Here is a 22690-nt window from a genome sequence, read left to right as displayed (position 1 = left end):
TATAAGCTGTCTGGTGATGATTGCAGAAGGGTCACACGCGTTCCCATCCCGAACACGACCGTTAAGCCTTCTCACGCCGAGGGTACTTGGACCGCAGGGTCCTGGGAGAGTAGGTCGTTGCCAGGCACTTATATTCCACCATAGCTCAGTTGGTAGAGCAATCGGCTGTTAACCGATCGGTCGTAGGTTCGAGTCCTACTGGTGGAGCCATTTATGGAGAGATGTCCGAGCTGGCCGAAGGAGCACGATTGGAAATCGTGTAGGCGGTTAAAGCCGTCTCGAGGGTTCGAATCCCTCTCTCTCCGCCATATCGGCCCGTTGGTCAAGCGGTTAAGACACCGCCCTTTCACGGCGGTAACAGGGGTTCGAATCCCCTACGGGTCACCATTAAAGTATGGACGATTAGCTCAGCTGGGAGAGCATCTGCCTTACAAGCAGAGGGTCGGCGGTTCGAACCCGTCATCGTCCACCATTCGTTACATCGCGGGGTGGAGCAGTCCGGTAGCTCGTCGGGCTCATAACCCGAAGGTCGTAGGTTCAAATCCTACCCCCGCAACCAATTATATACTTGCGATGGCATCGATTTGATTTACATCCATGCGAGCAAGTAACGGGAGTACTTTAGTACAACCCATCAAATAATGGAGCTGTGGTGAAGCTGGAGTTCACGCCGGTCTGTCACACCGGAGGTCGCGGGTTCGAGTCCCGTCAGCTCCGCCATTATTTCTATCAGGTGTTGAAGAACTTTCTATTGACGAACTGATAGATATGGTGGTAAAATTTTTCTTGCTTATCAAATTGGTTCGGTAGCTCAGTCGGTAGAGCAGAGGACTGAAAATCCTCGTGTCGGCGGTTCGATTCCGTCCCGAACCACCACTATTAAGGCAATTTATTGATGCCGGTGTAGCTCAATTGGTAGAGCAACTGACTTGTAATCAGTAGGTTGGGGGTTCAATTCCTCTTGCCGGCACCATTGCTTTGGAGGGATACCAAAGTGGCCAACTGGGGCGGACTGTAAATCCGCTGGCTTTGCCTTCGTAGGTTCGAATCCTACTCCCTCCACCATTATAAGAATAGGGGCATAGTTTAACGGTAGAACAGAGGTCTCCAAAACCTCTAGTGTGGGTTCGATTCCTACTGCCCCTGCCAAATTCCGACAACTAATGTGTCAAATATCGTAATGGGTAGTAGCCAAGCGGTAAGGCAACGGACTTTGACTCCGTCATGCGTTGGTTCGAATCCAGCCTACCCAGCCACGTTAATGCGGAAGTAGCTCAGTTGGTAGAGCACAACCTTGCCAAGGTTGGGGTCGCGGGTTCGAGTCCCGTTTTCCGCTCCACCATGGAGGCATAGCCAAGTGGTAAGGCACGGGTCTGCAAAACCCTTATCCCCGGTTCAAATCCGGGTGCCTCCTCCAAGAAATTGTCACTTTACCTGAGAGCAAAAATCTTGTATAATAGTCACTGTTCACTTCATTCGCCGAAGTGGCGGAACTGGCAGACGCGCACGACTCAAAATCGTGTGATCTCCGATCATGTGGGTTCAAGTCCCACCTTCGGCACCAAAAAAGATGCGGGTGTAGTTCAATGGTAGAACATCGGCCTTCCAAGCCGAATGTGAGGGTTCGATTCCCTTCACCCGCTCCAATTTTTATCTCTATATTAAATACAAATTATCAGTTTACAGATATCTGTAAACTGATTTTTTATATGTTACAATGAAAAAAACTACCTTCAATGGGGCAGTAAGAATCAGGAGGTATGGAATGAGTAATATGAAGGAGATCATTGTATATACCGATGGTGCCTGCTCACATAATCCGGGCCCTGGTGGATGGGGAGTCATTCTCATCTTTCAGGAACACCGTAAGGAGCTATCTGGCTTTGAAGCAGAGACCACGAACCAGCGTATGGAGCTGATGGCTGCCATCAAAGCGCTCGAGGCACTAAAAGAACCATGTATGGTCAGACTACATTCGGATAGTGCCTATTTAATTAATTGTTTTCAGCAGGGATGGTATAAGAAATGGGTACAGAATGGTTGGCGAAACTCCAAGAATCAAGCCGTTGAGAATCAAGATCTGTGGCGCCGTTTATTAGAACTGGTCTCCATTCATCAGGTAGAGTGGATCAAGGTAAAAGGTCACGCTGATGATCGCTTGAATCAACGTGCTGATGAACTGGCTACCTCTGCAATTCCACGCTCATAGTTTTTGTGTACGTTACATTGGCTAACAAAGAGGCTATAGAAATGTCGGTAAGAAGGGAGGAGGCTTGACGTGACTGACTCCAATATCAGCATAGCTTTTTCTCATGGGGAACTACTGGAGCTTAAACAAGAACTGATAGCATATGCCCACCAGATTGGCATCGATAAGATCGGTTTTGCAACAGTGGAGCCTTTCGATGACCTTCTCCCTATCCTGCAAAGACGACAAGAAGCCGGTCATGCCTCTTCATTTGAAGAACAGGATATCTCGCTACGCATCGATCCTCAACGTATATTACCTGGCGCAGCATCCCTCATCGCCATTGCTCTAGCTTATCCTAGTCGAATTGGAGAGACACCCCATGGAAGCAAAGAAGGGTATCGTGGGATGATTTGTCGTGCAGCCTGGGGCGTTGATTATCATCAGGTGCTACGTGCCAAGCTTGAGGAGATTGAAGCATTCCTTAAGGCACGTGTGCCGCAAGTTAAGATCACAGGGATGGTAGATACAGGCGCCCTGGTGGATCGTGCAGTTGCAGAACGGGCAGGCATCGGTTGGATCGGGAAAAACTGTTCGCTCATTACACCTGAATTCGGTTCATGGGTCTATCTCGGTGAATTGATCACAACGATTCCCTTTCCTCCTGATTCACCAATGGAAAATGGGTGCGGTACTTGTACGCGTTGTTTGGAGGCATGTCCTACCCAAGCGTTTCTTGGTCCACATCAACTGAATGCAAAGCGTTGCTTGTCGCAGATAACCCAAGAGAAGAATTGGATTCATGAAGAGTTTCGTCTCAAGTTAGGGAATCGACTCTATGGGTGCGATACATGTCAGCAGGTCTGCCCTTACAATCGTAAAAAGGATTTTCATCTTCATCCGGAAATGGAACCGGTAGGTGAGTTGGTGAAGCCCTTGCTTAAGCCCTTTATTTCACTGGGCAAGAGGGAATTTACCGAAATATATGGTAAAACAGCAGCAGCCTGGCGTGGTAAGAAGCCACTCCAGCGTAATGCAATTATTGCATTAGCCCATTATGGAGATCGAACAGCAGCTCCACTCTTAACGAAAATTTTACGCCAAGATCCTCGACCACCAATCCGCGGAATTGCAGCATGGTCCTTATACGAAATATTTGGAGATGAATGTCGCCCTATTTTGGAGGAGAGTTTAGCTTTAGAAAAGGATCCTGATGTACGTGAGGAAATCCTGCAATGTCTTGCAAAGTGTGTACAAAAGTAATGGAATGGAGGGAGTAGTGATGCTTTACACTGAATGGCAATCTCCCATTGGTCCGCTAACGATGCTGAGTACGGAGAAAGGTATATGCGTACTAGAGTTTGGAACTTGGCAATCACTTGAGAACACCCTGAATTGTTGGGCGAAGCGTTGGTTATTACAGTCACGTTTCTGTCGGGATGATCAAGCATTTGCATCTGTAATCAGTCAACTGGATGAGTATTTTCAGGGTAAATGCTTCACATTCGATATTCCACTCCAACTGTTTGGTACACCCTTTCAAAAAAAGGTGTGGACCGCACTATTAAGTATTCCTTATGGCGAAACAAGAAGCTATAAAGAGATTGCTAATGCCATTGCACAGCCTACGGCGGTACGTGCAGTAGGCAATGCCAATAACAAGAATCCCATCGCCATCATTATCCCCTGCCATCGCGTAATTGGAAGTAATGGGGCACTGGTAGGCTATGGCGGTGGGATTGAGCGCAAACAGCAATTACTCGCTTTAGAAAAGGCAAGCTTATATCCTTCTGAATGAAGCCAGTAAGCCCCAAGAGGAGCTTAGCAGATAACCATTTTCATACTGGACGAGTGGATGCCTGTTTCGCTATGATAGTTCATGGTAATGTGAAGAGGTATGGAGTATGATTCAAGCTGAAGAAGGGAGTCCTAGAGAGTGGCTTTGCATATTGTCCTATACCAACCTGAGATACCCTCCAACACAGGCAATATTGCTCGTACATGTGCAGGTACTGGTACTCATCTTCATCTTATAAAGCCATTGGGTTTTTCTACAGATGATCGTATGTTAAAGCGTGCTGGTCTCGATTACTGGTATGCTGTAAATATTACCTACTATGATTCATTCGAGCAATTTATGGAGATTCATCATGATAAAAAGGATCGGATGTTTTTTGTTGAAACCTTCGCCAATGATCGGTACTATCATGAAGTTGAATATCAGGATGAAGATTTTTTAATTTTAGGTAGAGAGACCAAGGGAATTCCCAAAGAAATCCTTGCTCAGTTCCCTCACCAAGTGGTGCGCTTGCCTATGAATGATGTGACCCGCTCATTGAATTTATCCAATGTAGCAGCCATTGTAATCTTCGAAGCATTACGTCAACTACATTTTCCTCAGATGAAGTAGTAGAACGACGAGAAGGAGTGACCCATCTTGACAATCTTAGCAGCAGACCAGATACCCAAAACCCCATATGCCATTATTGGTGGTTCTAGCACACTTTCATTAAGTTTTCCCGAGGATCTAGAACGAGATGATACGGAAGTACTAGCATCACAGCTTGTTTTCCAAACGCCCTATGGCCCTAGTCCGATTTTTAAATATGTCCAGCTTGATAACAAAACATTTCTCACATGTAAAATGCATGGTTGGCGTCCCAATGAAGTTAAGCGGGGAGTCGCATCGCAACAATTGTTTTGGGTCTTGCAGCAAGCAGGCGTAAAGAAGATCTATGCAGAGGGTGGCGTTGGGAGTGTTAATCATCTCCTAGAATTAAGAGATTTAGTCATACCTCATGATTATATTGATCGATCCTTACGTACGGATATTGATTTAGGCGGTTCCTATCTGCTTGTGATGCGTCAACCTGTCTGCCCTACAGGTGTAGAAGCTTTATATCATGCAGCGAAAGAAGCAGTAGCAGGAAGTGATCGTCATGTGTTTAAACGAGGTGTCTATATGAACACCGATGGACGCCACTTTGAAAGTGTTGCAGAGGTAGATGCATTTCGCCGTGACTTAGTGGATATGGTGGGGCAGAGCATGTGTCCTGAAGTATATCTGGCTCGAGAAATCGGTGCTTGTTATGCGCGAATTGACATGGTAGTCAACTTTGCAGAAGGAATTCGCAAGGAATGGGAGCATAAAGATTTAAGCGACATCTTCTACAAGGAAGCTAAAACCATTGCCAATATCCTTCTCAATGCTCTTAAAGAGACTCATGATGACCAAGAAGCATGTGGCTGTCATCTCCTACGTAAGAAGACCCTTTTAAAAGATGAGTATCGTGAGCAATAGCTCACAAATACGCGTTACAAAATAAATCACCTTAGTCGTGAAGACTAAGGTGATTTTTTAAATGAATTGTAGGGCTTAAAGATTCCGTACTTTATCATCATACCCCGCTGTAAAAATACCTCCCAGAATGAGAACCGTAACAAGAATGATAATGGCGATCTTCATGAGCAATTCCCCCTAGTACTTTCTTTCCTATAGTATAACAAATGTTCATATTTAAATGAAGAGAAGAAGTTAGCTGTGGCGAATTTGACAACAAGTTTTTTACGGACGCATACAAATATAGTACTCATTAAGCGACCATGCTTCATCAAAAGGAAAGAAGAGGAGGATAACTGTGGATATTCTCAATAGACTTGCCCAGTACCAAAGGGAGGAAAGCGAATTACATTGGAATGGTACGTTTGCAGATTATCTCGCCATCGTGAAGGAGCGGCCCTATGTGGCGCAGCTATCACACGCTCGATTATACAATATGATTCGGGATGCAGGTATTGAACAACGAGAGGATGACAGTAATGAATATCAATTCTTTACGGACCAACTATATGGCTTAGAACGTACTCTGGAAAGATTGGTGGAGGAGTACTTTCATTCTGCTGCACGCAGACTGGACGTTCGGAAGCGTATTCTGTTATTAATGGGACCTGTTAGCGGCGGCAAATCAACCATTGTTACCATGTTGAAGAAAGGCTTAGAGGCATATTCACGTACAGAGGCAGGGGCGCTCTATGGGATCAAAGGGTGTCCCATGCACGAGGAGCCACTTCATCTTATTCCACACTTTATGCGTAGCGAGGTGGAACAAGAGCTGGGAATCTTTATTGAAGGAGAGCTCTGCCCCCATTGTCAGCATATGGTCAATTCAGAGTATCAAGGACGACTCCATGAGGTACCTGTAGAACGTATTCTCTTCTCAGAAATAGGAAGACGAGGGATCGGCACCTTCAGCCCTTCTGATCCCAAGTCACAAGATATTGCAGAGCTTACGGGGAGTATTGATTTTTCTACCATTGGTGATTATGGATCGGAATCGGATCCTCGTGCTTACCGTTTTGATGGTGAATTGAATATTGCTAATCGTGGCCTAATGGAATTTCAGGAAATGCTGAAATGTGATGAGAAATTTCTTTGGAATCTCTTATCGCTCACGCAGGAAGGAAACTTTAAGGCAGGTCGTTTTGCCTTGATTTCTGCCGATGAACTGATTATCGCCCATACCAATGAAGCGGAGTACCGAAGCTTCGTGGCCAATGAAAAAAATGAAGCGCTACAGTCACGGATGATCGTCATACCTATTCCCTACAATCTGCGAGTAAATGATGAGGAAAAAATCTATCGAAAATTAATTAGCCAAAGTGAATTATCCCATGTACACATTGCTCCACATGCACTCTATATTACAGCCATGTTTAGCATTCTTACACGGCTACTTCCCACGAATAAGCAGGGGATTGACCTGATGAAAAAGCTAAAGCTCTATAATGGTGAAGCTGTGGAAGGGCTGAATCATACGGATTTAAGAGAGTTGGAACAGGAATTCCCTGAGGAAGGCATGAGCGGGATTGATCCACGCTATGTGATGAACCGCATTTCCAGCGCCTTAATTCGTTCTAACGCCACATGTATCAACGCGCTTGATATCTTACGTGCCATGAAGGATGGACTGGATCAGCATCCTGCCATCACGAAGGAGGAACGGGAGCGCTATCTCAACTATATAGCCATCGCTCGTAGGGAATATGATGAGTTGGCGAAGAAAGAGGTTCAGAAGGCCTTTGTCTACTCCTATGAAGAATCAGCACGCCATTTACTGGAGAACTATTTAGATAATGTAGAAGCTTACTGTCATGGTCACAAGATGCAGGATCCCATCACCGATGAGGAATTGGATCCCGATGAGCGGTTAATGCGCTCCATCGAAGAGCAAATCGGGATCTCAGAGAATGCGAAGAAGGCCTTTCGTGAAGAGCTTCTGATCCGAATCTCCGCCTATGCTCGGAAAGGGAAGCGTTTTGAATATCAAAGTCATGAACGCTTAAAGGAAGCCATTGAGAAAAAATTATTCACTGATTTAAAGGATGTTGTTAAGATCACGACCTCGAGTAAAACACCAGATGAACAGCAGCTGAAGAAGATCAATGAGGTGAGTGCTCGCTTAATTGAAGAGTATGGCTACTGCCCTGTCTGTGCCAATGAGATTTTACGATATGTGGGAAGTCTCCTGAATCGTTAATAGGAGATTGGAAGGGGGAGAGTTCATGGATCAGTCATTTATATTATCACGGGACGATTGGTCCTTACATCGCAAAGGTCATGAGGATCAGATGCGTCATAAAGAGAAGGTTCGTCAAGCTGTTCGAAGTAGATTAGACGACCTTCTCAGTGAAGAGAGCATTGTGTTGTCCAATGGCAGTCAGGTTATTCGCATCCCCATTCGTAGCTTGGAGGAGTATCGAATTCGCTATAATTATGAGAAAAATCAGCATATTGGCCAGGGGGATGGCTCCAGCCAAGTGGGGGATGTGATTGCTCGTTCCCCTTCTAAGGAGCAAGGAAATGGTGAGGGGAGCGAAGGAACTGCGGGAACGGAACCAGGTGTCGAGTATATTGAGGCAGAGGTAACCCTAGAGGAAATAGAGGGGATGCTCTTTACACAGCTTGAGCTGCCTCATCTTCAAGAGGTTAAGCAACCGCGAAATCTCAAGTACCCCACCATACGTTTCACTGATATCCGAAAAAAAGGCTTGATGGGTAATCTTGATAAGAAACGAACGCTCTTGGAAGCACTAAAACGTCATCGTCGTCAGGGGGCTACATCTTTTACCCTTCATCCTGAGGATCTGCGTTTCAAAACCTGGGAAGAGGAGATAAAACCTTATTCCAATGCAGTTATTATTGCGATTATGGATACATCAGGTAGTATGGGAGCGTTTGAGAAGTATGTTGCACGTACCTTCTTCTTCTGGATGACACGATTTTTACGAACACAATACGATGATGTGGAGCTAGTATTCATTGCTCATCATACGGAAGCACGTGAAGTAACGGAAGAGGATTTTTTTCTCCGTGGGGAGAGTGGTGGTACCATCTGTTCATCAGCATATCAACTGGCATTGAACATCTTGGCGGAACGCTATCCTCACGCGAGCTTTAACCGCTATGTGGTGCATTTTTCTGATGGAGATAACCTTTCCTCGGATAATAATCGCAGTCTTACCTTAGTTAAGGAGCTGCTGACACAGATAAATTTTTTTGGCTATGGGGAAGTGAATCAATATAATCGATATAGTACGTTGATGTCCGTTTTTCAAAAAATCATCCACCCTGCCTTTCGTTATGTTCAGATTCGAGAACGCCGCCAGATCTATCATGCTCTAAGGCACTTTTTTTCCAAGGAGGGAAGTACCATTGGTTAGGGATGCGTGGGGTGAATTAGAACAGGCGATTGAGCAATTGACATCCTTAGCCAAATTGGAGGGATTAGACTTCTTTGATATGCGTTATGAAGTCTGCCCTCCGGATATCCTTTATACCTTCGGTGCATATGGGATGCCAACTCGCTACTCCCATTGGAGTTTTGGCAAGGCATTCTATCGAATGAAATTGGATTATGATCTTGGACTCAGCAGGATCTATGAACTTGTCATCAATTCGGATCCTTGCTATGCCTTCTTATTGGAAGGAAATTCACTCATTCAAAATAAAATGATCGTGGCTCATGTCTTAGGTCACAGTGACTTTTTTAAGAATAATCAATGCTTTACTGGTACCAACCGAAAGATGGTTCATAGCATGACTTTACATGCAGAGCGAATTCGTCAATATGAGATGCTGTATGGACGTGAACGGGTTGAGCGGTTTCTAGATGCGGCCATGGCCTTTCAGGAACATATTGAACCATCTGGATTTAAAGAGCAAAGCGGACATAAAAAAGAGCAAAGAATAGGTCAAAAAAAGTCAATGACATCCCGGAATCCACAGAGGAATAAAAATCCTTATGAAGAATTATGGAAGCTAGACCAATGGAATTCTTCAGCAACAGAAGCGGGAGAAGAAAGAGGGGGTAAACGTTATCCTTCTCACCCAGAGAAGGATATTCTCTTCTTTATTCTTCAGCATTCCTCCTATTTGGAGGAATGGCAGCGTGATATCCTCTCGATTGTACGTGACGAGATGCGCTACTTCTGGCCACAAATAGAAACAAAGATCATGAATGAAGGTTGGGCCACCTACTGGCATACACGCCTCCTAAGACAGCTGGATCTCGATGAAGGGGAGACCATCGAATTTGCTTGTTTGCATAGCCAGGTTATTCATCCCTCATCTACGGGTATCAATCCCTACTATCTGGGCTATCGAATGTTTGAAGCATTGGAGAAACGATGGGGTAGGGAGAAAATATTCGAAATTAGGGAGGTAGAATCAGATCAGTCTTTTTTACGAAACTATCTCAATGGAGACATCATTGAGGATCTCGATCTTTATCTCTTTAGCAAAGAGGGACGAGAGTATAAGATTACAAGCAAGAATTGGGAGGAAGTACGGGATCATCTTGTGAATATGCGGGTGAATGGTGGCTTCCCGTATCTAATGGTGGAGGATGCTGATTATGGGAAACAAGGTGGTCTCTATATTCGTCACTATTACGAAGGTATCGAGTTAGATATCCAGTATCTCGAAAAATGTTTGCCTTATCTCTATCAGCTATGGGGTACCAATGTTTATCTGGAAACCATTCTCGATCAACGAGAATTTCTCTTTTCCTATGATGGGGAAAAAACAAAAAGAACAGCGCTCCCTCATGTTTAGAAGATTTATTTTTCCTAAAAATACGAACAAAACTGATAAATATGACTTTAGTCTATTACGACATGCTACCCTCTATGGTATAGAATATGTATAGGTGTATTTGCCTACATTGAAGGGGGAGCAGATATGAGAAAATTCCTTTCTAACTTAGGAATCACTGTAAAAATCAATCTGTTGGTGGTTCTTTTGTTGCTATTCCTAGGGGGAGGAATAGGGCTTATTGTGTATCAGGAGGTATATGACGGGATCAAAGCAACAGCCGTGGAGAAAGCACGGTCTGATCTACAATTCGGTTATACCACCTTGGATCACCTTTATCCAGGTGGTTGGGAGATCCGGAACGGACAACTGTACAAAGGGCATGTTCTTGTCAATGATAATGAGGAAATGGTTGATCAAATTGCAGCCTATTCCGGTGGAACGGTTACCATCTTTCAAGGTGATACGCGAATTACAACCAATGTCATTCGTGATGGGAATCGGGCAGTTGGAACCAAGGCTTCGGAGGCTGTCATTGGGCAAACATTGAACCAGGGTAAAAACTTCTATGGTGAAGCAGATGTAGCGGGGAAAACATATCAAGCAGCCTATATGCCGATTCGGAATGCCAAGGATGAGATTATTGGAATGTGGTATGTTGGTGCCTCACAAGCACTGATCGATGAGACACTTGAAAAGATCACCATGAAGATCTTTGTTTTTATTCCCATTGTGATTCTCTTGTCAGTGCTTGTGGTGCTGTTCTTTACACGAGGGATGAAAAAGCAATTGCATCATCTTACAGATGCTATGCTCTTAGCTGGTGAAGGCAGCTTTGAACAAACGATTCATACAGCCTCACAGGATGAGATCGGTCAGATTGGAAACTCCTATAACCAGATGCGGGAGCAATTGCATAAGCTGGTTTTCCACGTTCAGGATTCAGCGGAGCTGGTAGCCAGTTCGGCGGAAGAGCTACAGGCTGGGATGGAGGAGACAGGAAAGACTACAGAAAGCATCACCCTCTCCATCCAGGAGGTGTCCGCTTCCTCGGAGCAGCAATTTGCGAAGGTACAAGGAGCGCATCAATTGATCAACTCCATTGCAGGTGATATTGATGAGGTGGCTCATGCAGTGACCGAAGTGAATCGAGTAACCGCTGAGACAACCCAGATTGCTGAACAAGGGCATCAGGTGGTTAAAGATACAATTCAGCACATGAATCATCTACAGGAGACGACGAAGGGGATTGCTGGTAACGTCATCGATCTTGGAGAAAAATCCCGAGCTATTCAGCAGATCGTTACCATGATTACAGAGATCGCTCAACAGACCAATCTTTTATCCCTCAATGCGGCCATTGAAGCTGCAAGGGCAGGTGAACACGGCAAGGGCTTTGCTGTTGTTGCCGACGAGGTTCGAAAGCTTGCAGAGCAATCCGCTACTGCTACACAAGAGATTAAGGATCTAATCAATGAGATTCAGGTCTCCATCTCTTATTCGGTTACCGGAATGAAAACGGAAGAAGAGGTAGTAGCAAAAGGTATTGAACTAGTGCAGCAGGCAGGTGAACAATTCTCCACGATCCTAGATAATATTCGAATTGTTGCTCAACAGGTTGAGGGAGTGATGTCAGGTGCAGAGGGAATGACAGCTTCATCACAGCGCATGGTTCAAGTTATGCAGGATGTCCAAAAGCTTACAGAGGAATCCTCTGCCTTTATTGAGAATGTTGCTGCAGCAGCTGAAGAGCAGAATGCGACCATGGAGGAGATGGTGGCAGCAGCGGAAACGTTGGCACAAACCTCTTCCCAACTACAGGAAGCAACTGCGAAATTCAGGTTTGGGTCAATAAAACAGGAAAGATAATACCAAGATTAATAAAAAGAGCAAGCGCATTCCTCAATGGGTAGGCGCTTGCTCTATATATTTTTATGCCGCTAGTTAGAGAAGAACTTTACTTTGGTTGAAAAACATCGTGGTCCACATAGCGTTGACCATTCATTGCGCTGAGTAGGTTGATAGCTACTTTGGCCCCATCGCCTGCGGTAATAATGGTATGTAGGCTAACGCCTGCACAGATACCAGCTGCCCAAACACCAGGAAGTGAGGCTCTTCCTTCTTCATCCACCTTATAGATTGATTTTACCCGTGGCTCTGTACCTGGAACGATTTCCAACCCCAGTTCAGCACCGAGATCAGTAGACATTCCTGTTGCTAGAATCACTTGCTGGGCAGAATATGATCCCTTTTCACCTTGTAGTATAAACCCATTCTCTTCTTTTTTGATGTGTTGAACTTCCTCCCGTGTTACCTCTGCACCAAACCGTTTCGCTTGGTTGATCCCAGTTTCCATGAGATCAGGTCCTGAAATCTCCATCACCCCATAATGGTTCTCCATCCAAGCTCTTTTGGTAATACTTTTATCATTATCCACCAGGAGTACATGCTTGCCAGCTTTGGCGATGAATAGAGCTGCACTAGCTCCTGCAGGACCTGCACCAATAATTGCTACATCATACATATGCTTCACTCCCATATAATTTAGTTTTTATTACTTAATAATTATTATAATTAAACAGGATAAATAATGCAAATTTTTGCAAACAGATAATAAATACGAAGGTTATCGACAGAGCATACGTTCTGTGAATAACTTATCCACAAAAAATGACAAGATACCAAGCGAAAAAACAGGGTTATACACACTCTATCCACATATTATCCACATAAATCTGTGGATAACAGAACGCTTGTTCCACAAATTTATCTATGATATGATTAAGCAAATTATGGAAGTGGAGGGATACCAGTGACTGTGATAAGCGATCAATCTTTAATTGAAGCATATTTTAAAGCGGTGGAGCTTCAATTAGATTTAGAGTTTATCCATCTATTATACCGAGAGATTGAACGACGTAATCTAACCTTACAGGAAGCCATTGGAGAATGAACAATGATGGCTATTCCCAGTTACTAAGACCTATGAATATGAAGATGTTCTTTATTTTTTCTCCTCTACATTGCCACGAAAAGTAGGTAAAGCAATTGTAATGGTCGTTCCTTTTTGCCATTCACTTTGGATCTCCAAGGTACCATGATGACGAATCACGATCTGCTTCACAATTGCCAGTCCTAAACCAGTTCCCCCTTCTTGTCGACTACGTCCCTTATCTACACGGAAGAAACGTTCACCAATTCGCGGAAGATCATCTGCAGGAATACCAATTCCAGTATCGGAGATAGCTAAGAGTGCTTGTTCATCCTCTTGTCGTAAGGAGAGCTTGATCATTCCTCCCTCAGGTGTATAGCGATTGGCATTGGTCAATAAATTGTGGATAACCTGTTCCAATCGATCCTCATCACCAAAAACAATCACGTCATGATCTAATTGGAGATGTAAATGCTGTTTTTTCATTTCAATATGCGGCAATAGAGTATCTGCCACCTCGGTAATGAGTTGGGCAAAGGGTAAGGCGGTTTGTTGCAGTGGATAATCCCCTTCCAATGTAGCCAAGTCAAGGAGATCCCGAACCAGCCGTTCCATTCGACCTGCCTCACGTCGAATTAAACGAAGGTATTTCTGTTCCTGCTCTTCAGAGGAGACAACACCATCGAGAAGCGCTTCGCTATACCCTTGAATATAACTGATGGGTGTTCGCAATTCATGGGAGACATTGGCAAGGAATTCCTTCTTACGCTCATCTTCACTTTGTAATGCATCCGACATGATGTTGAAAGCCATACCTAAGCGTCCTACTTCGTCCTCAGTAGGGATGGTAATCTTATCAGAAAAATTACCCTTCGCCATTTCTAAAGCGATTTTTTCCATGGACTTTAATGACCTTGTAAGGTAAGAAGCAATTCGTTGCCCCATCAAGAGTGCGATACCAATCAAGAGAATGGCAGAAAGAATTAAGATATGCTGAGCGTTTTGTAATGTCTCTTGGATAGAGGCGAGGGGAACATAGAGGTAGAGCACGCCCGCCAATCGATTCTCTTCTAATAGAGGGACCATGACGGCAAGAATATCCCGCTCAAATCGGGGTTCATAGCTGCGTTTGGTCAGCGCTTTCCCTTGTAAGAGTTCTGCTCGTTCCTCACCGCTGATTAAGGAGTCATATTGAATATCAAAGGGTAAGCAAGCACTTAGCTCCCGAGGATTTTCCACAAGAAAAATCTCTGCTTCAGAGATGCGATTATACCATTCTACCTTCTCACCTAGTACCTCTTTAACAGGACCACCATGATACTCTTGGACTAACTGCTTCCCTTCGTATAGCAAGGAGTTTTCAACACCATCTACATAGAGCCGTTCATAGAAAAACTGTACAAGCCCATAGGAGAGCAAGAGTGCAATAATAAAAGTTGCACTGATGGTTAGCCATAGCTTCTGTTGTAATGAAAGTGTTAACTTTTTCATCATTACACCTCAAATTTATAACCAATTCCCCAGACTGTTTGGATTAATGATGCTTCTTTTCCTAGCTTTAAGCGGAGCGTCTTCACATGAGTATCGACAGTACGTACTGTTCCATAGTAATCATAGCCCCATACTTTATTCAGTAACTGTTCGCGACTAAGTACTTGACCCTCATGCTGACAAAAGGTGAGAAGCAGATCGAATTCCTTCAAGGTTAATGTGATTAATTGCCCATTCAGTTTGACCAAGCGCCCTTTTTCATCAATGGAGATAGGACCATAATTGGTTGTCTCTTCTTCATGTTCGATTTTTTGCGTTCTACGTAGAACAGCTTCAATTCGTGCTACTAGTTCATGAGGGCTGAATGGTTTACTAATGTAATCGTCCGCTCCAATTCGTAAACCATGGATCGTATCCCATTCATCACCGCGTGCAGTCACAAAAATAACAGGGACATTGGAGACCTCACGTATCTTTACACAAGTACTCATTCCATCAAGCTGGGGCATCATGATGTCAAGAAGGATAAGGGCTACCTCATGATTCTTCAATAGTTGTAGGACTTCGAAGCCATTGGATGCTTCCACAACAGCATAGCCCTCACGTTGTAGGTAGAGAGCGATTAGCTCACGCATCTCTGCTTCGTCATCTGCGATTAGAATGGGCAATTGGTTCATGATTCATCTTCCTCTCGTAGGATTAGCTGGAAGGGCTGTTTACCTACTTGAATTGTGTTTTCAATCTGCAACTTCGACGGATGTATTACATAGAGCTCATTACTATCTAGACTAGTAACATAGAGATACTCATGATCTGCAATCAAGCTCGATGAATTACTACCTACCTGCAAGGAATTTACAACACGCTTGCTCTCTGCATCCACCTGATAGAGTGTGCTTGTTCCATGGCTCAGCACATAAACGAAGTCTCCCCATTCAGCAAAAGCGATGGGCATATAAGGTGTTTGAATGGTTGTTTTGATACTACCATCTATCGTATTGAAAATGGTAACCGCTTCCTCCACTTCTGAACCTGCTCCATGACCTCCAACCCAAAGCTCATTCTCATCAATTCGGTATAAGCCGCCAAAGGGAAAAGGGGATGAAGGGAAGGTTTGATCATAATTCATCTCAGTGAGATTCACCCTTCCGATCATATCATCGTAAAAGTGATAAACAAAGAGATAATCAGGACCTACAAGTAATGTATAAGGTCGTTCACCACCTTGTAATTCCTTGATTTCATGGCCTTCAAGTGAAAAAAAACGCAAGGAATTTTTCTCGTGATCGGTGAGATAGATGGTCGTACCGTCATGTGAGAGGGCAGCATTGGTAATTCCAGTACCGACAGGCCATCTGGTGATCTCCTCACCGGTAGAGAGTGAGTAAATCATAATGTAGGATAGATCCTTTCCGTATAATAAGAGATGGTCCTGATCAGGGAACAGCAACCCTCCTGTAATTGCTTCTTTCCATTGCCAACGTGTGATCTCTTGAAAGGAAGAGCGTTCTATAAAGGAGAGCGTATGATCTCCTTGGTTAAAAACCAATAATACTGGTTGCTTAGTTAATAGTGGTTGAAAGCTCTCTTTACCACAACTAGAAAGAATAAGTATGAAGAATAACGATGTAACAAGTAGGGAAAGACGTTTCACCAATGAAATACCTCCTTTCTGCTTACATGATCAATTGGAGCAGACTTCGAAATTGGACCAAATGATGAAGCAGGATATTTCACCTCTATTTTAACATTCTTTCGAAAGAAGTCCTCCACTTCAAAGGAAATGATGGGCTCTATTATTTAGGCTCAATAGTTTGGTACACTTCGTGCTTTTTTGGAGAAAAGTTCACACAATCCTCAAAAACATTTGCTACGTTAACTATGGTAACAATAGTTGAAAATAAGGAGGATTTGTATGAAATTTTCACGCATTTTTATCCTATTCGTAACGATGAGTGCTTTACTATTGGTTACAGCCTGTGGAAATAGTGAGAGTAACACTACACCGAACACAACAAACAATTCTGCCACTGAAGCAGCTATGGCTCAACAACAAGAAAGTCATGAAGCTGCAGAGAATCTAGCTGAAAAAACAGAAGCGGATGCCATCTTCACTCCACAAGAGCCCGGTGCAGACGAAAAGTGTGCATTTTGTAATATGGTAGTCTACCATGATGATCATGAAATGGGTGCTTTTACAGCACAACTAGTCACTGCAGATGGTACACACTATTTCTTTGATGATGTAGGTTGCATGCTTAATTTTCAACGTACCTTAGAAGCTGAGGTAGCTCATGAATGGGTGCGAGACTTAAATACGTTGGAATGGGTTGAATATGAAGAAGCCATCGCTGTTTCAGCTAATATTCTAACGCCGATGAAATATGGTTATGCCTTCTTCACTGGAGCAGAGGACGCTCAAGCTTATGTTGATACGCATCAAGATGTAGAAGCAGAGCTCTTAGCAGATAAAGCCGAAATTGATCAGGTTTCTAAGGAACGTTGGGAAAAGAAAATGAAAAAAATGCAAGAGAGTCAAATGAATCAGGATAATAGTGAACATGGTACTGACGATCATGGAGAACATCAGCAAGAAGAGAAGCAAGATGACCAAGACCATAGTGGTCATTAAGCAAGAGTACAAGTAAGGAATAGACTGGCGAAAAAGAGCATGGTTAACAGCCATGCTCTTTTTATATGCCGTTTAAGTGGACTGAAGATAGTGGAAGAATAGATCCTCCCATGACATCAACACGCCATCCTGCTGCCGTAGCTCTGCTAAGCTCCCTAGTACAAGGAGCTTACCCTCATTCATTAAAGCAACACGGTCCGCTAATTCCTCCACATCGTGTAGGATATGAGATGTAAAGAGAATGGTCTTGCCATTCTGCTGAAGCTGACGAACGATCTGCTTAAAATGGTGAACCCAGATGGGGTCCAAGCCATTGGTCGGTTCATCAAAGATGAGTAATGGTGGATCGGTAAGTAAACTCTGAGCTAACCCTAGTCTTTGCTGCATCCCCTTGGAGAAAGTACGCACCCTCTCATCTTGATGGGAGGTAAGGCCAACCAACTCTAATACTTCAGGTACGCGGTAAAGTGGAGCATCTTGTAATCGAGCAAGGTAGCATAAGATCTCCCTGGCAGTTAAATGAATGGGATAACGGATTTGATCAGGGAAATAGCCAAAGAGCTGGCGCTTCTTAATAGCGAGCGAAGAGAATGTCTCGCCCTGAAGTAGGATCCTCCCTGTGGTTGGCTTAAGCATACCGACGATGATCTTGAGTAATGTGCTCTTTCCAGCACCATTACCGCCACATAGAGCTAGAACCTCACCTTCTCGCACTTGAAATGAGATGGGGGCTAGCTTGACTTGGTTATGAAATGATTTACTAATATTCTCTACTTCAAGAATGTATCCTTCACTCATCTTGGGTTCTCCTCTCCATTATCAGGGTAAAAAACAATGGGATGATGATCCAAAGTATTGCTACACCTAAATAGAGAAGCTGTCCTACCCAGGCTTCACTCCAGGTAACAAATGAGTAGAGCTCGGGTCCGAAGAGGATGCCGCTGCCCATAGATAAGATAACCCAGGAGCGAACGAGCTCTACGGGATTAAAGTAAAGAGAGACCACAAGAAAAGGAAGAATCCATGTTTTTGGTAGCCATGTAGCCAATATAAATAGGAAGAATTCATAGAATAAGAGAAGCCAAGCCCAGATGATTAAGCTTGTCCCCATTGCCTGTAAGCGATTCTTACTCCAGGCTCCAAGCATAATGGCTATGGCAAGAAAAATCGCTGCCAGGATGATGGAAGCACTCCAAAAGGTGAGAAATGTCTGAACAGGGAAAGTAGCACCTTGAAAGACAAAAAAGAATCCTGAAATGGCATAACCTATGGAAATAACCATTACCATGCCCAAGAGTAGGCCCAAATATTTACCACCGATTAGACTAAGTCTACTCAAAGGATAGGTACGGAGAAGGGGGAGCCAACCATCCTCCTGTTCACCAGCCCAGTTCATACTACCAAATAGGAGTGCAATTAATGGCACTAGTAATAGTGAGAGGTTAAGTAAATTTGCAGTGCTGATCGTGAACCCATCATAGCCTGAATATGCTCGCGTACCAATCATTGAAATAATCAGGGCAAGAATAGCAAAAAGAATGGAATAGTGGAGGATCCACCTGCTTTTGATCAGCATCAATAGCTCTTGGCGTGCAACGGATCGAAGCTTTCTCATCATCGCACCCTCATTTCACTAGCTCAAACCAGTTATGCTCAAATAACTGAGGTGTGGTAATTAGCTCAGCATCAGGATATTCCATCATGTACCTCCGTGCAGACTCTTCATTACTAAAACTAATCACCCCATAGGCCATGGGTGTCCAAATGTCAGGGTGGTAAACATGGACAGCATTGGTCCATTCAATCCACTGATTATTATCGGTATCTTTCACATAGACAGCACCTAAATCGAGGCTGTTCTTTTCCCCTGCTTCAATAAACTGAACCATACAGCCAATATCATCAAATTTATAGGCAGTCTTATCCTTTGTTATTAATTGTGTGATATGTTCATCGTGAACAAGTGACATATTACAGACTGCACAAACATCCACTTCTGGGTTGATCGACTCTGGTGGATAGGTACTATCATTGCTACAGGCAGTACCCAGGATGAGAATGGTCGTCAGCATCAGTAGCGTTAGAAGTACTCTTTTTTGTTTAATATACATGGTATACCTCCTTACTTCGTCACAAATTAGACACATCGTCAATGTAACAGGAAAATGTGAAGAAAGTGCGAAATTCCGAATCTTTAAGACAAAAAAAGGAGTTCAACCATGTTGAACTCCAAAGAGTAACTTCTATTGTTACATACTAGGGTTGCCTGTTTACTTACTACGCTGTTGATTCTCCTTGGGCGGAAGCTTCAACAGTGGGTAGAAGATGAAGGCGGATAAGATGAGACAGATACCGAGGATGAAGCCTTTCATATCGGATGTACCTGTCAAGACCAGCCAGGTAAAGTAGATCGCAGCGATAAAGGAGATGATACCATCGATGGTACGAGCTCTTTTATCTTTTTCATAGGTTTCTCCGCTTATCACCAGTTTCAGCTGGTAGATGGGTCCCATGCCTAATGGCAATAGGTAGGTTAGGATGGAGACAAAGACGATAAAGTCAAACACTTGTGCCATGGATTGAGAAATGGCAGAGAAAAGAAAAAGTTGGCTTAAGGAGCAAGAAAGAAACAAGGAAAAGACTGGCGCTTTTCGACGATTCTCTTTGGCGAATTTCTCGATGAACATCCCATTTTTTGCTGCTTGATAGGGAACCTCTGCTGAGATCATAACCCAACCGATGGTTGTCCCTACAATGGCAATACAGCCTAGAATGGCAATGATACTACTTCCTGCAGACCCAACCACATTATACATGGCATCCGCTAATGGCTTCTCCGAAACAATTAATTGGGATTGGGGCATGGTACCCATAACGAGCAATGTGATCCCTACATAGAGGATGGTTGTGATAAAGAGTCCAGTAATCGTCGCCTTTCTAATATCACTTTTTCGTTTGGCACGATCAGAGAAGACGACAGCTGACTCAATTCCAGCAAATGCCCACAATGTAGAAATAGCAGCATGGTTCACCTGGCCAAAAACACTCACGACTTCTCCTGCATCGTTGTAGCGCGGTTGATCTAGAGGAAAGAAGTAGCTGGCATCAAAGGAATAGATGGCAACCACAATAAAGAAAAGGAAGCCAAGAACCTTTGTTAAGGTCGCGATAAAGTTCACCTTACCAGCAGTCTCCATGCCTCGCCAAATCGTAAATGTGATTAACCATAAGAGTAGAGACGCAATGAGAAAGGACAGAAAATTACCTAGGTACAAGTCAAAGGAACCGAGAGACCATATAATTTCTTTACTAGATAGAATCGGGAAGATTGCAGACAGATAACTGGTGAAAGTGATTAGCATAGCTACCACTCCAATGAAGTCTGCAACCCAGTAGCCCCAAGTCACCAAAAATCCACCGAGGAGAGAACGGCGTTTGTTCTGGAAGAGCTCCTTGGCATAGATTTGTGGTCCGCCAGTAATGTCTGGTTTACGAAGTGATAGATTTCCATAAACCAAAGCTAACATTAGTACACCCAAAGCGGTAAAACTCCAAGCCAGTAAAACACCTAATGGACTTGCTACGGCTGCGAGGGTTCGTGGCAACATAAAGATACCTGATCCGCCCATATTACCAACAACGAGGGCTGTTAGTAGCCAAAACCCCATCTTTTGCTGTTCCTGTTCCATTCATTTATCCCCTTTTGTTAGTTTTTGTGCAAGCGCACGCAACTTATCTTTTAGGGATGATGAAGGGGTGAAGATTTACTCTGTTTTTTGTTTAAGATGAATAGGATCATCTTTAATATAGTTAATTAAAAATGGTTTCTCAATGTTGAAACGGGAAAATATAAGAATATATTATGGCAATCTTTAGATCTAGAGCTGATCTAGCTCAATTTCTCTACTCTCGCCCAATTTAGTAGCGCCAAAACAATCATTAAAAGTAACCCACTGAAAAGTAGGAGTGTTATAGGAAAGTGAGCGGATTTACCTATAGACTGATTTTGCCCCCAATGTAAGAAGGGAGCCATTTGTGGAGAAGGATCCATTCCTTTGATCATGGTAGGATTAAGCATTTGTTCATTGATCGCTGACCAGAATTGCATAGCAGGGCTTTGAAAAAAGAGTTGAAACGCTGGAATTTCCATGATGAAGTCACCGGTAGAGGAGTAAGCAAAGTATGGGCTATCACCAAATCCATTGTGGTCCAAATCTCTTCCCTGATATCCATCCCAATAATTATCCTGTAGGCTTCCATCTGGAACAGGAGAAGCATCAGCTGACCCAAGGCGGATTTGAATCATATTTCCTATCCATTGATTCCGCTTAATTTGGAGCTCATTATTTACTTGAAGCAGCAGTAATCCGGTATGATTGCCTGTAATTTGATTCTCCGCAATGGTGAGCTCTTGAGCATTCTCTAAAGCAAGGGCATTACTGTTCTGAACCAATTGATTGCTCATAAACTGAATTTGATCAGCTTCATAGATCATGGTGCCATACCCTCGATAATGAAGATGATGGGAAATCAGGTTCTGATTGAGCTCTAAATGATTGGAATACATCACCATAAAACCCGTAATATTATGATGAAAGTAATTTTCTATAGCTTGTGTGTTCTCTGAGAACATAAAATGAGTACCATAGCGGGAATTGCTAATCTCATTACCGGTTATTCCAACCTTTTTTGCGTATTCCAAATAGATCCCATCTTGGACACCCGTGATCTTATTCTGTAGGATATTTACCTGTTCTGTTCCTGCTACGTGGATTCCATTTCCCCGCTTTGAGAAGTGGTCAGGGTAACTAGAGATGGTACTAGTCTTGATGACCACATCCTTTGCTTGATTAAGATAAACTCCGTGTTTCACCTGGTTAATGGTGAGATCAGCGAAAATGAAGTGGGAGCCCTCTGCATAGATCCCAGCATCGCGGGAACCGAGACCACTCTCCTGAATGAATAAGCCTTCTAGTGTTACAAAATCTGCCTCAATCTGAATTACATGTCCGGTTCCCATCCCTGTAATAACAGCACCATTTCCTTTTAGATGGATCGGCTTATTAATCTGGATCGGCCCTTGATAGTTGCCTGCTGACAGGATTAGGGTACTGTTAGGCTGAGCATCATCGATGACCTGTTGAAGTGACTGCTTTGGAGTCACCAATTCCCTCTGTGGTTCTGAATCGGCACCTGTCACCATGGGAAATGAGGTGTTCAATACTATGAGTACAGTTAACAACTGTGACAATAGTAGATTTGAGGTGCTCTTTTTCCTTGTGTAACCCATAATCCTCTCCTCCTGCTCGAAGAATATAGGGTAACTGTACCATAAAACTGTGAAGAAAATACGAA

At 43.7% G+C, this 22690-nt stretch carries 20 protein-coding genes, 15 tRNA genes and 1 rRNA gene; 27 read left to right on the top strand and 9 right to left on the bottom strand.

The genetic code is table 11. From position 1 onward, the window contains the following. Positions 1 to 9 precede the first annotated feature (9 nt). The 25 genes from rrf to BN1691_RS02435 all read left to right on the top strand — a co-directional run bounded on the left by rrf (position 10) and on the right by BN1691_RS02435 (position 12149). Positions 10 to 126, top strand: a 5S ribosomal RNA gene (gene rrf / locus BN1691_RS02555). Positions 127 to 134: 8 nt separating this feature from the next. Then, positions 135 to 210, top strand: a tRNA-Asn gene (locus BN1691_RS02550). Between the two features lie 5 nt (positions 211 to 215). Next, positions 216 to 308 (top strand) — tRNA-Ser (locus tag BN1691_RS02545). A 4-nt stretch (positions 309 to 312) separates the two neighbouring features. Next, positions 313 to 387: transfer RNA gene (locus tag BN1691_RS02540), tRNA-Glu, on the top strand. 9 nt (positions 388 to 396) lie between these two features. Then, positions 397 to 472: transfer RNA gene (locus tag BN1691_RS02535), tRNA-Val, on the top strand. A gap of 10 nt (positions 473 to 482) precedes the next feature. Next, a tRNA-Met gene (locus BN1691_RS02530) sits at positions 483 to 559 on the top strand. Between the two features lie 84 nt (positions 560 to 643). Then, positions 644 to 720, top strand: a tRNA-Asp gene (locus tag BN1691_RS02525). Between the two features lie 80 nt (positions 721 to 800). Next, a tRNA-Phe gene (locus BN1691_RS02520) sits at positions 801 to 876 on the top strand. Positions 877 to 897: 21 nt separating this feature from the next. Next, positions 898 to 973, top strand: a tRNA-Thr gene (locus BN1691_RS02515). A 7-nt stretch (positions 974 to 980) separates the two neighbouring features. After that, a tRNA-Tyr gene (locus BN1691_RS02510) sits at positions 981 to 1065 on the top strand. Positions 1066 to 1075: 10 nt separating this feature from the next. Then, positions 1076 to 1149, top strand: a tRNA-Trp gene (locus BN1691_RS02505). Between the two features lie 32 nt (positions 1150 to 1181). Then, positions 1182 to 1256: transfer RNA gene (locus tag BN1691_RS02500), tRNA-Gln, on the top strand. Positions 1257 to 1263: 7 nt separating this feature from the next. Continuing rightward, positions 1264 to 1339: transfer RNA gene (locus tag BN1691_RS02495), tRNA-Gly, on the top strand. A 4-nt stretch (positions 1340 to 1343) separates the two neighbouring features. Continuing rightward, a tRNA-Cys gene (locus BN1691_RS02490) sits at positions 1344 to 1417 on the top strand. A gap of 61 nt (positions 1418 to 1478) precedes the next feature. Continuing rightward, a tRNA-Leu gene (locus BN1691_RS02485) sits at positions 1479 to 1564 on the top strand. Between the two features lie 8 nt (positions 1565 to 1572). After that, positions 1573 to 1646: transfer RNA gene (locus BN1691_RS02480), tRNA-Gly, on the top strand. A 128-nt stretch (positions 1647 to 1774) separates the two neighbouring features. Beyond that, complete coding sequence (gene rnhA / locus BN1691_RS02475) at positions 1775 to 2209, top strand: ribonuclease HI (RefSeq protein ID WP_048600695.1); 435 nt, start codon at positions 1775 to 1777, stop codon at positions 2207 to 2209. Between the two features lie 69 nt (positions 2210 to 2278). Beyond that, entirely contained in the window at positions 2279 to 3451 is a 1173-nt protein-coding gene (queG, locus tag BN1691_RS02470; RefSeq protein WP_082146954.1) for a tRNA epoxyqueuosine(34) reductase QueG, read from the top strand. 19 nt (positions 3452 to 3470) lie between these two features. After that, positions 3471 to 3986 carry a methylated-DNA--[protein]-cysteine S-methyltransferase gene (locus tag BN1691_RS02465; RefSeq protein ID WP_147545577.1) on the top strand — a complete coding sequence of 172 codons (516 nt, stop codon included), beginning with the start codon at positions 3471 to 3473 and terminating at the stop codon, positions 3984 to 3986. A 138-nt stretch (positions 3987 to 4124) separates the two neighbouring features. Beyond that, on the top strand, positions 4125 to 4598 hold the full coding sequence (trmL, locus tag BN1691_RS02460; protein ID WP_048600640.1) for a tRNA (uridine(34)/cytosine(34)/5-carboxymethylaminomethyluridine(34)-2'-O)-methyltransferase TrmL: 474 nt from the start codon (positions 4125 to 4127) through the stop codon (positions 4596 to 4598). Positions 4599 to 4625: 27 nt separating this feature from the next. After that, a complete protein-coding gene (locus BN1691_RS02455; RefSeq protein ID WP_231638327.1) occupies positions 4626 to 5489 on the top strand; it encodes an MTAP family purine nucleoside phosphorylase in 864 nt (287 codons plus the stop codon). 337 nt (positions 5490 to 5826) lie between these two features. Beyond that, positions 5827 to 7725, top strand: coding sequence for a PrkA family serine protein kinase (locus tag BN1691_RS02450; RefSeq protein ID WP_048600639.1), 1899 nt, complete (start codon positions 5827 to 5829; stop codon positions 7723 to 7725). A 25-nt stretch (positions 7726 to 7750) separates the two neighbouring features. After that, complete coding sequence (gene yhbH, locus BN1691_RS02445) at positions 7751 to 8908, top strand: sporulation protein YhbH (RefSeq protein WP_048600638.1); 1158 nt, start codon at positions 7751 to 7753, stop codon at positions 8906 to 8908. Further along, entirely contained in the window at positions 8901 to 10301 is a 1401-nt protein-coding gene (locus BN1691_RS02440; protein WP_048600637.1) for a SpoVR family protein, read from the top strand. Before yhbH ends, BN1691_RS02440 begins: the two co-directional genes overlap by 8 nt. A gap of 126 nt (positions 10302 to 10427) precedes the next feature. Then, positions 10428 to 12149, top strand: coding sequence for a methyl-accepting chemotaxis protein (locus tag BN1691_RS02435; protein WP_048600636.1), 1722 nt, complete (start codon positions 10428 to 10430; stop codon positions 12147 to 12149). An 88-nt stretch (positions 12150 to 12237) separates the two neighbouring features. On the opposite strand, the gene BN1691_RS02430 is transcribed toward BN1691_RS02435, so the two are convergent. Then, on the bottom strand, positions 12238 to 12804 hold the full coding sequence (locus BN1691_RS02430) for an FAD-dependent oxidoreductase (protein ID WP_048600635.1): 567 nt from the start codon (positions 12802 to 12804) through the stop codon (positions 12238 to 12240). A gap of 288 nt (positions 12805 to 13092) precedes the next feature. Here BN1691_RS02430 and sda point away from each other — a divergent pair, with 288 nt between their 5' ends. Beyond that, positions 13093 to 13233, top strand: a complete 141-nt coding sequence (gene sda, locus BN1691_RS14010; protein WP_147545573.1) for a sporulation histidine kinase inhibitor Sda — start codon at positions 13093 to 13095, stop codon at positions 13231 to 13233. A gap of 51 nt (positions 13234 to 13284) precedes the next feature. On the opposite strand, the gene BN1691_RS02425 is transcribed toward sda, so the two are convergent. The 3 genes from BN1691_RS02425 to BN1691_RS02415 are packed head-to-tail and all read right to left on the bottom strand — an operon-like array spanning position 13285 to position 16357. Continuing rightward, positions 13285 to 14703 carry a sensor histidine kinase gene (locus BN1691_RS02425; protein ID WP_048600634.1) on the bottom strand — a complete coding sequence of 473 codons (1419 nt, stop codon included), beginning with the start codon at positions 14701 to 14703 and terminating at the stop codon, positions 13285 to 13287. A 2-nt stretch (positions 14704 to 14705) separates the two neighbouring features. Then, positions 14706 to 15380, bottom strand: a complete 675-nt coding sequence (locus tag BN1691_RS02420; RefSeq protein WP_048600633.1) for a response regulator transcription factor — start codon at positions 15378 to 15380, stop codon at positions 14706 to 14708. Beyond that, on the bottom strand, positions 15377 to 16357 hold the full coding sequence (locus BN1691_RS02415) for a YncE family protein (RefSeq protein WP_231638331.1): 981 nt from the start codon (positions 16355 to 16357) through the stop codon (positions 15377 to 15379). Before BN1691_RS02415 ends, BN1691_RS02420 begins: the two co-directional genes overlap by 4 nt. A 261-nt stretch (positions 16358 to 16618) precedes the next feature. Here BN1691_RS02415 and BN1691_RS13815 point away from each other — a divergent pair, with 261 nt between their 5' ends. After that, on the top strand, positions 16619 to 17335 hold the full coding sequence (locus BN1691_RS13815) for a nitrous oxide reductase accessory protein NosL (protein WP_053083682.1): 717 nt from the start codon (positions 16619 to 16621) through the stop codon (positions 17333 to 17335). A gap of 72 nt (positions 17336 to 17407) precedes the next feature. Here BN1691_RS13815 and BN1691_RS02405 read toward each other — a convergent pair whose 3' ends face one another. The 5 genes from BN1691_RS02405 to BN1691_RS02385 form a co-directional block, all read right to left on the bottom strand. Further along, a complete protein-coding gene (locus tag BN1691_RS02405) occupies positions 17408 to 18133 on the bottom strand; it encodes an ABC transporter ATP-binding protein (RefSeq protein ID WP_082146951.1) in 726 nt (241 codons plus the stop codon). Continuing rightward, positions 18126 to 18950, bottom strand: coding sequence for an ABC transporter permease (locus tag BN1691_RS02400; protein ID WP_048600631.1), 825 nt, complete (start codon positions 18948 to 18950; stop codon positions 18126 to 18128). The genes BN1691_RS02405 and BN1691_RS02400 overlap by 8 nt, the downstream gene beginning before the upstream one ends. A gap of 10 nt (positions 18951 to 18960) precedes the next feature. Continuing rightward, the gene (locus BN1691_RS02395; RefSeq protein WP_231638326.1) at positions 18961 to 19446 is read right to left on the bottom strand and encodes a nitrous oxide reductase accessory protein NosL; all 486 of its coding nucleotides are present in this window, start codon (positions 19444 to 19446) and stop codon (positions 18961 to 18963) included. A 159-nt stretch (positions 19447 to 19605) separates the two neighbouring features. Then, the gene (locus BN1691_RS02390; protein WP_048600630.1) at positions 19606 to 21024 is read right to left on the bottom strand and encodes an amino acid permease; all 1419 of its coding nucleotides are present in this window, start codon (positions 21022 to 21024) and stop codon (positions 19606 to 19608) included. 200 nt (positions 21025 to 21224) lie between these two features. Continuing rightward, positions 21225 to 22625: a right-handed parallel beta-helix repeat-containing protein gene (locus BN1691_RS02385; protein ID WP_048600629.1), complete on the bottom strand. Its 1401-nt coding sequence runs from the start codon at positions 22623 to 22625 to the stop codon at positions 21225 to 21227. Positions 22626 to 22690: the final 65 nt, after the last annotated feature.

This window comes from Rubeoparvulum massiliense (assembly GCF_001049895.1).
GTDB lineage: Bacteria > Bacillota > Bacilli > Rubeoparvulales > Rubeoparvulaceae > Rubeoparvulum > Rubeoparvulum massiliense.
This window is presented reverse-complemented; position numbering and strand designations above follow the sequence as displayed.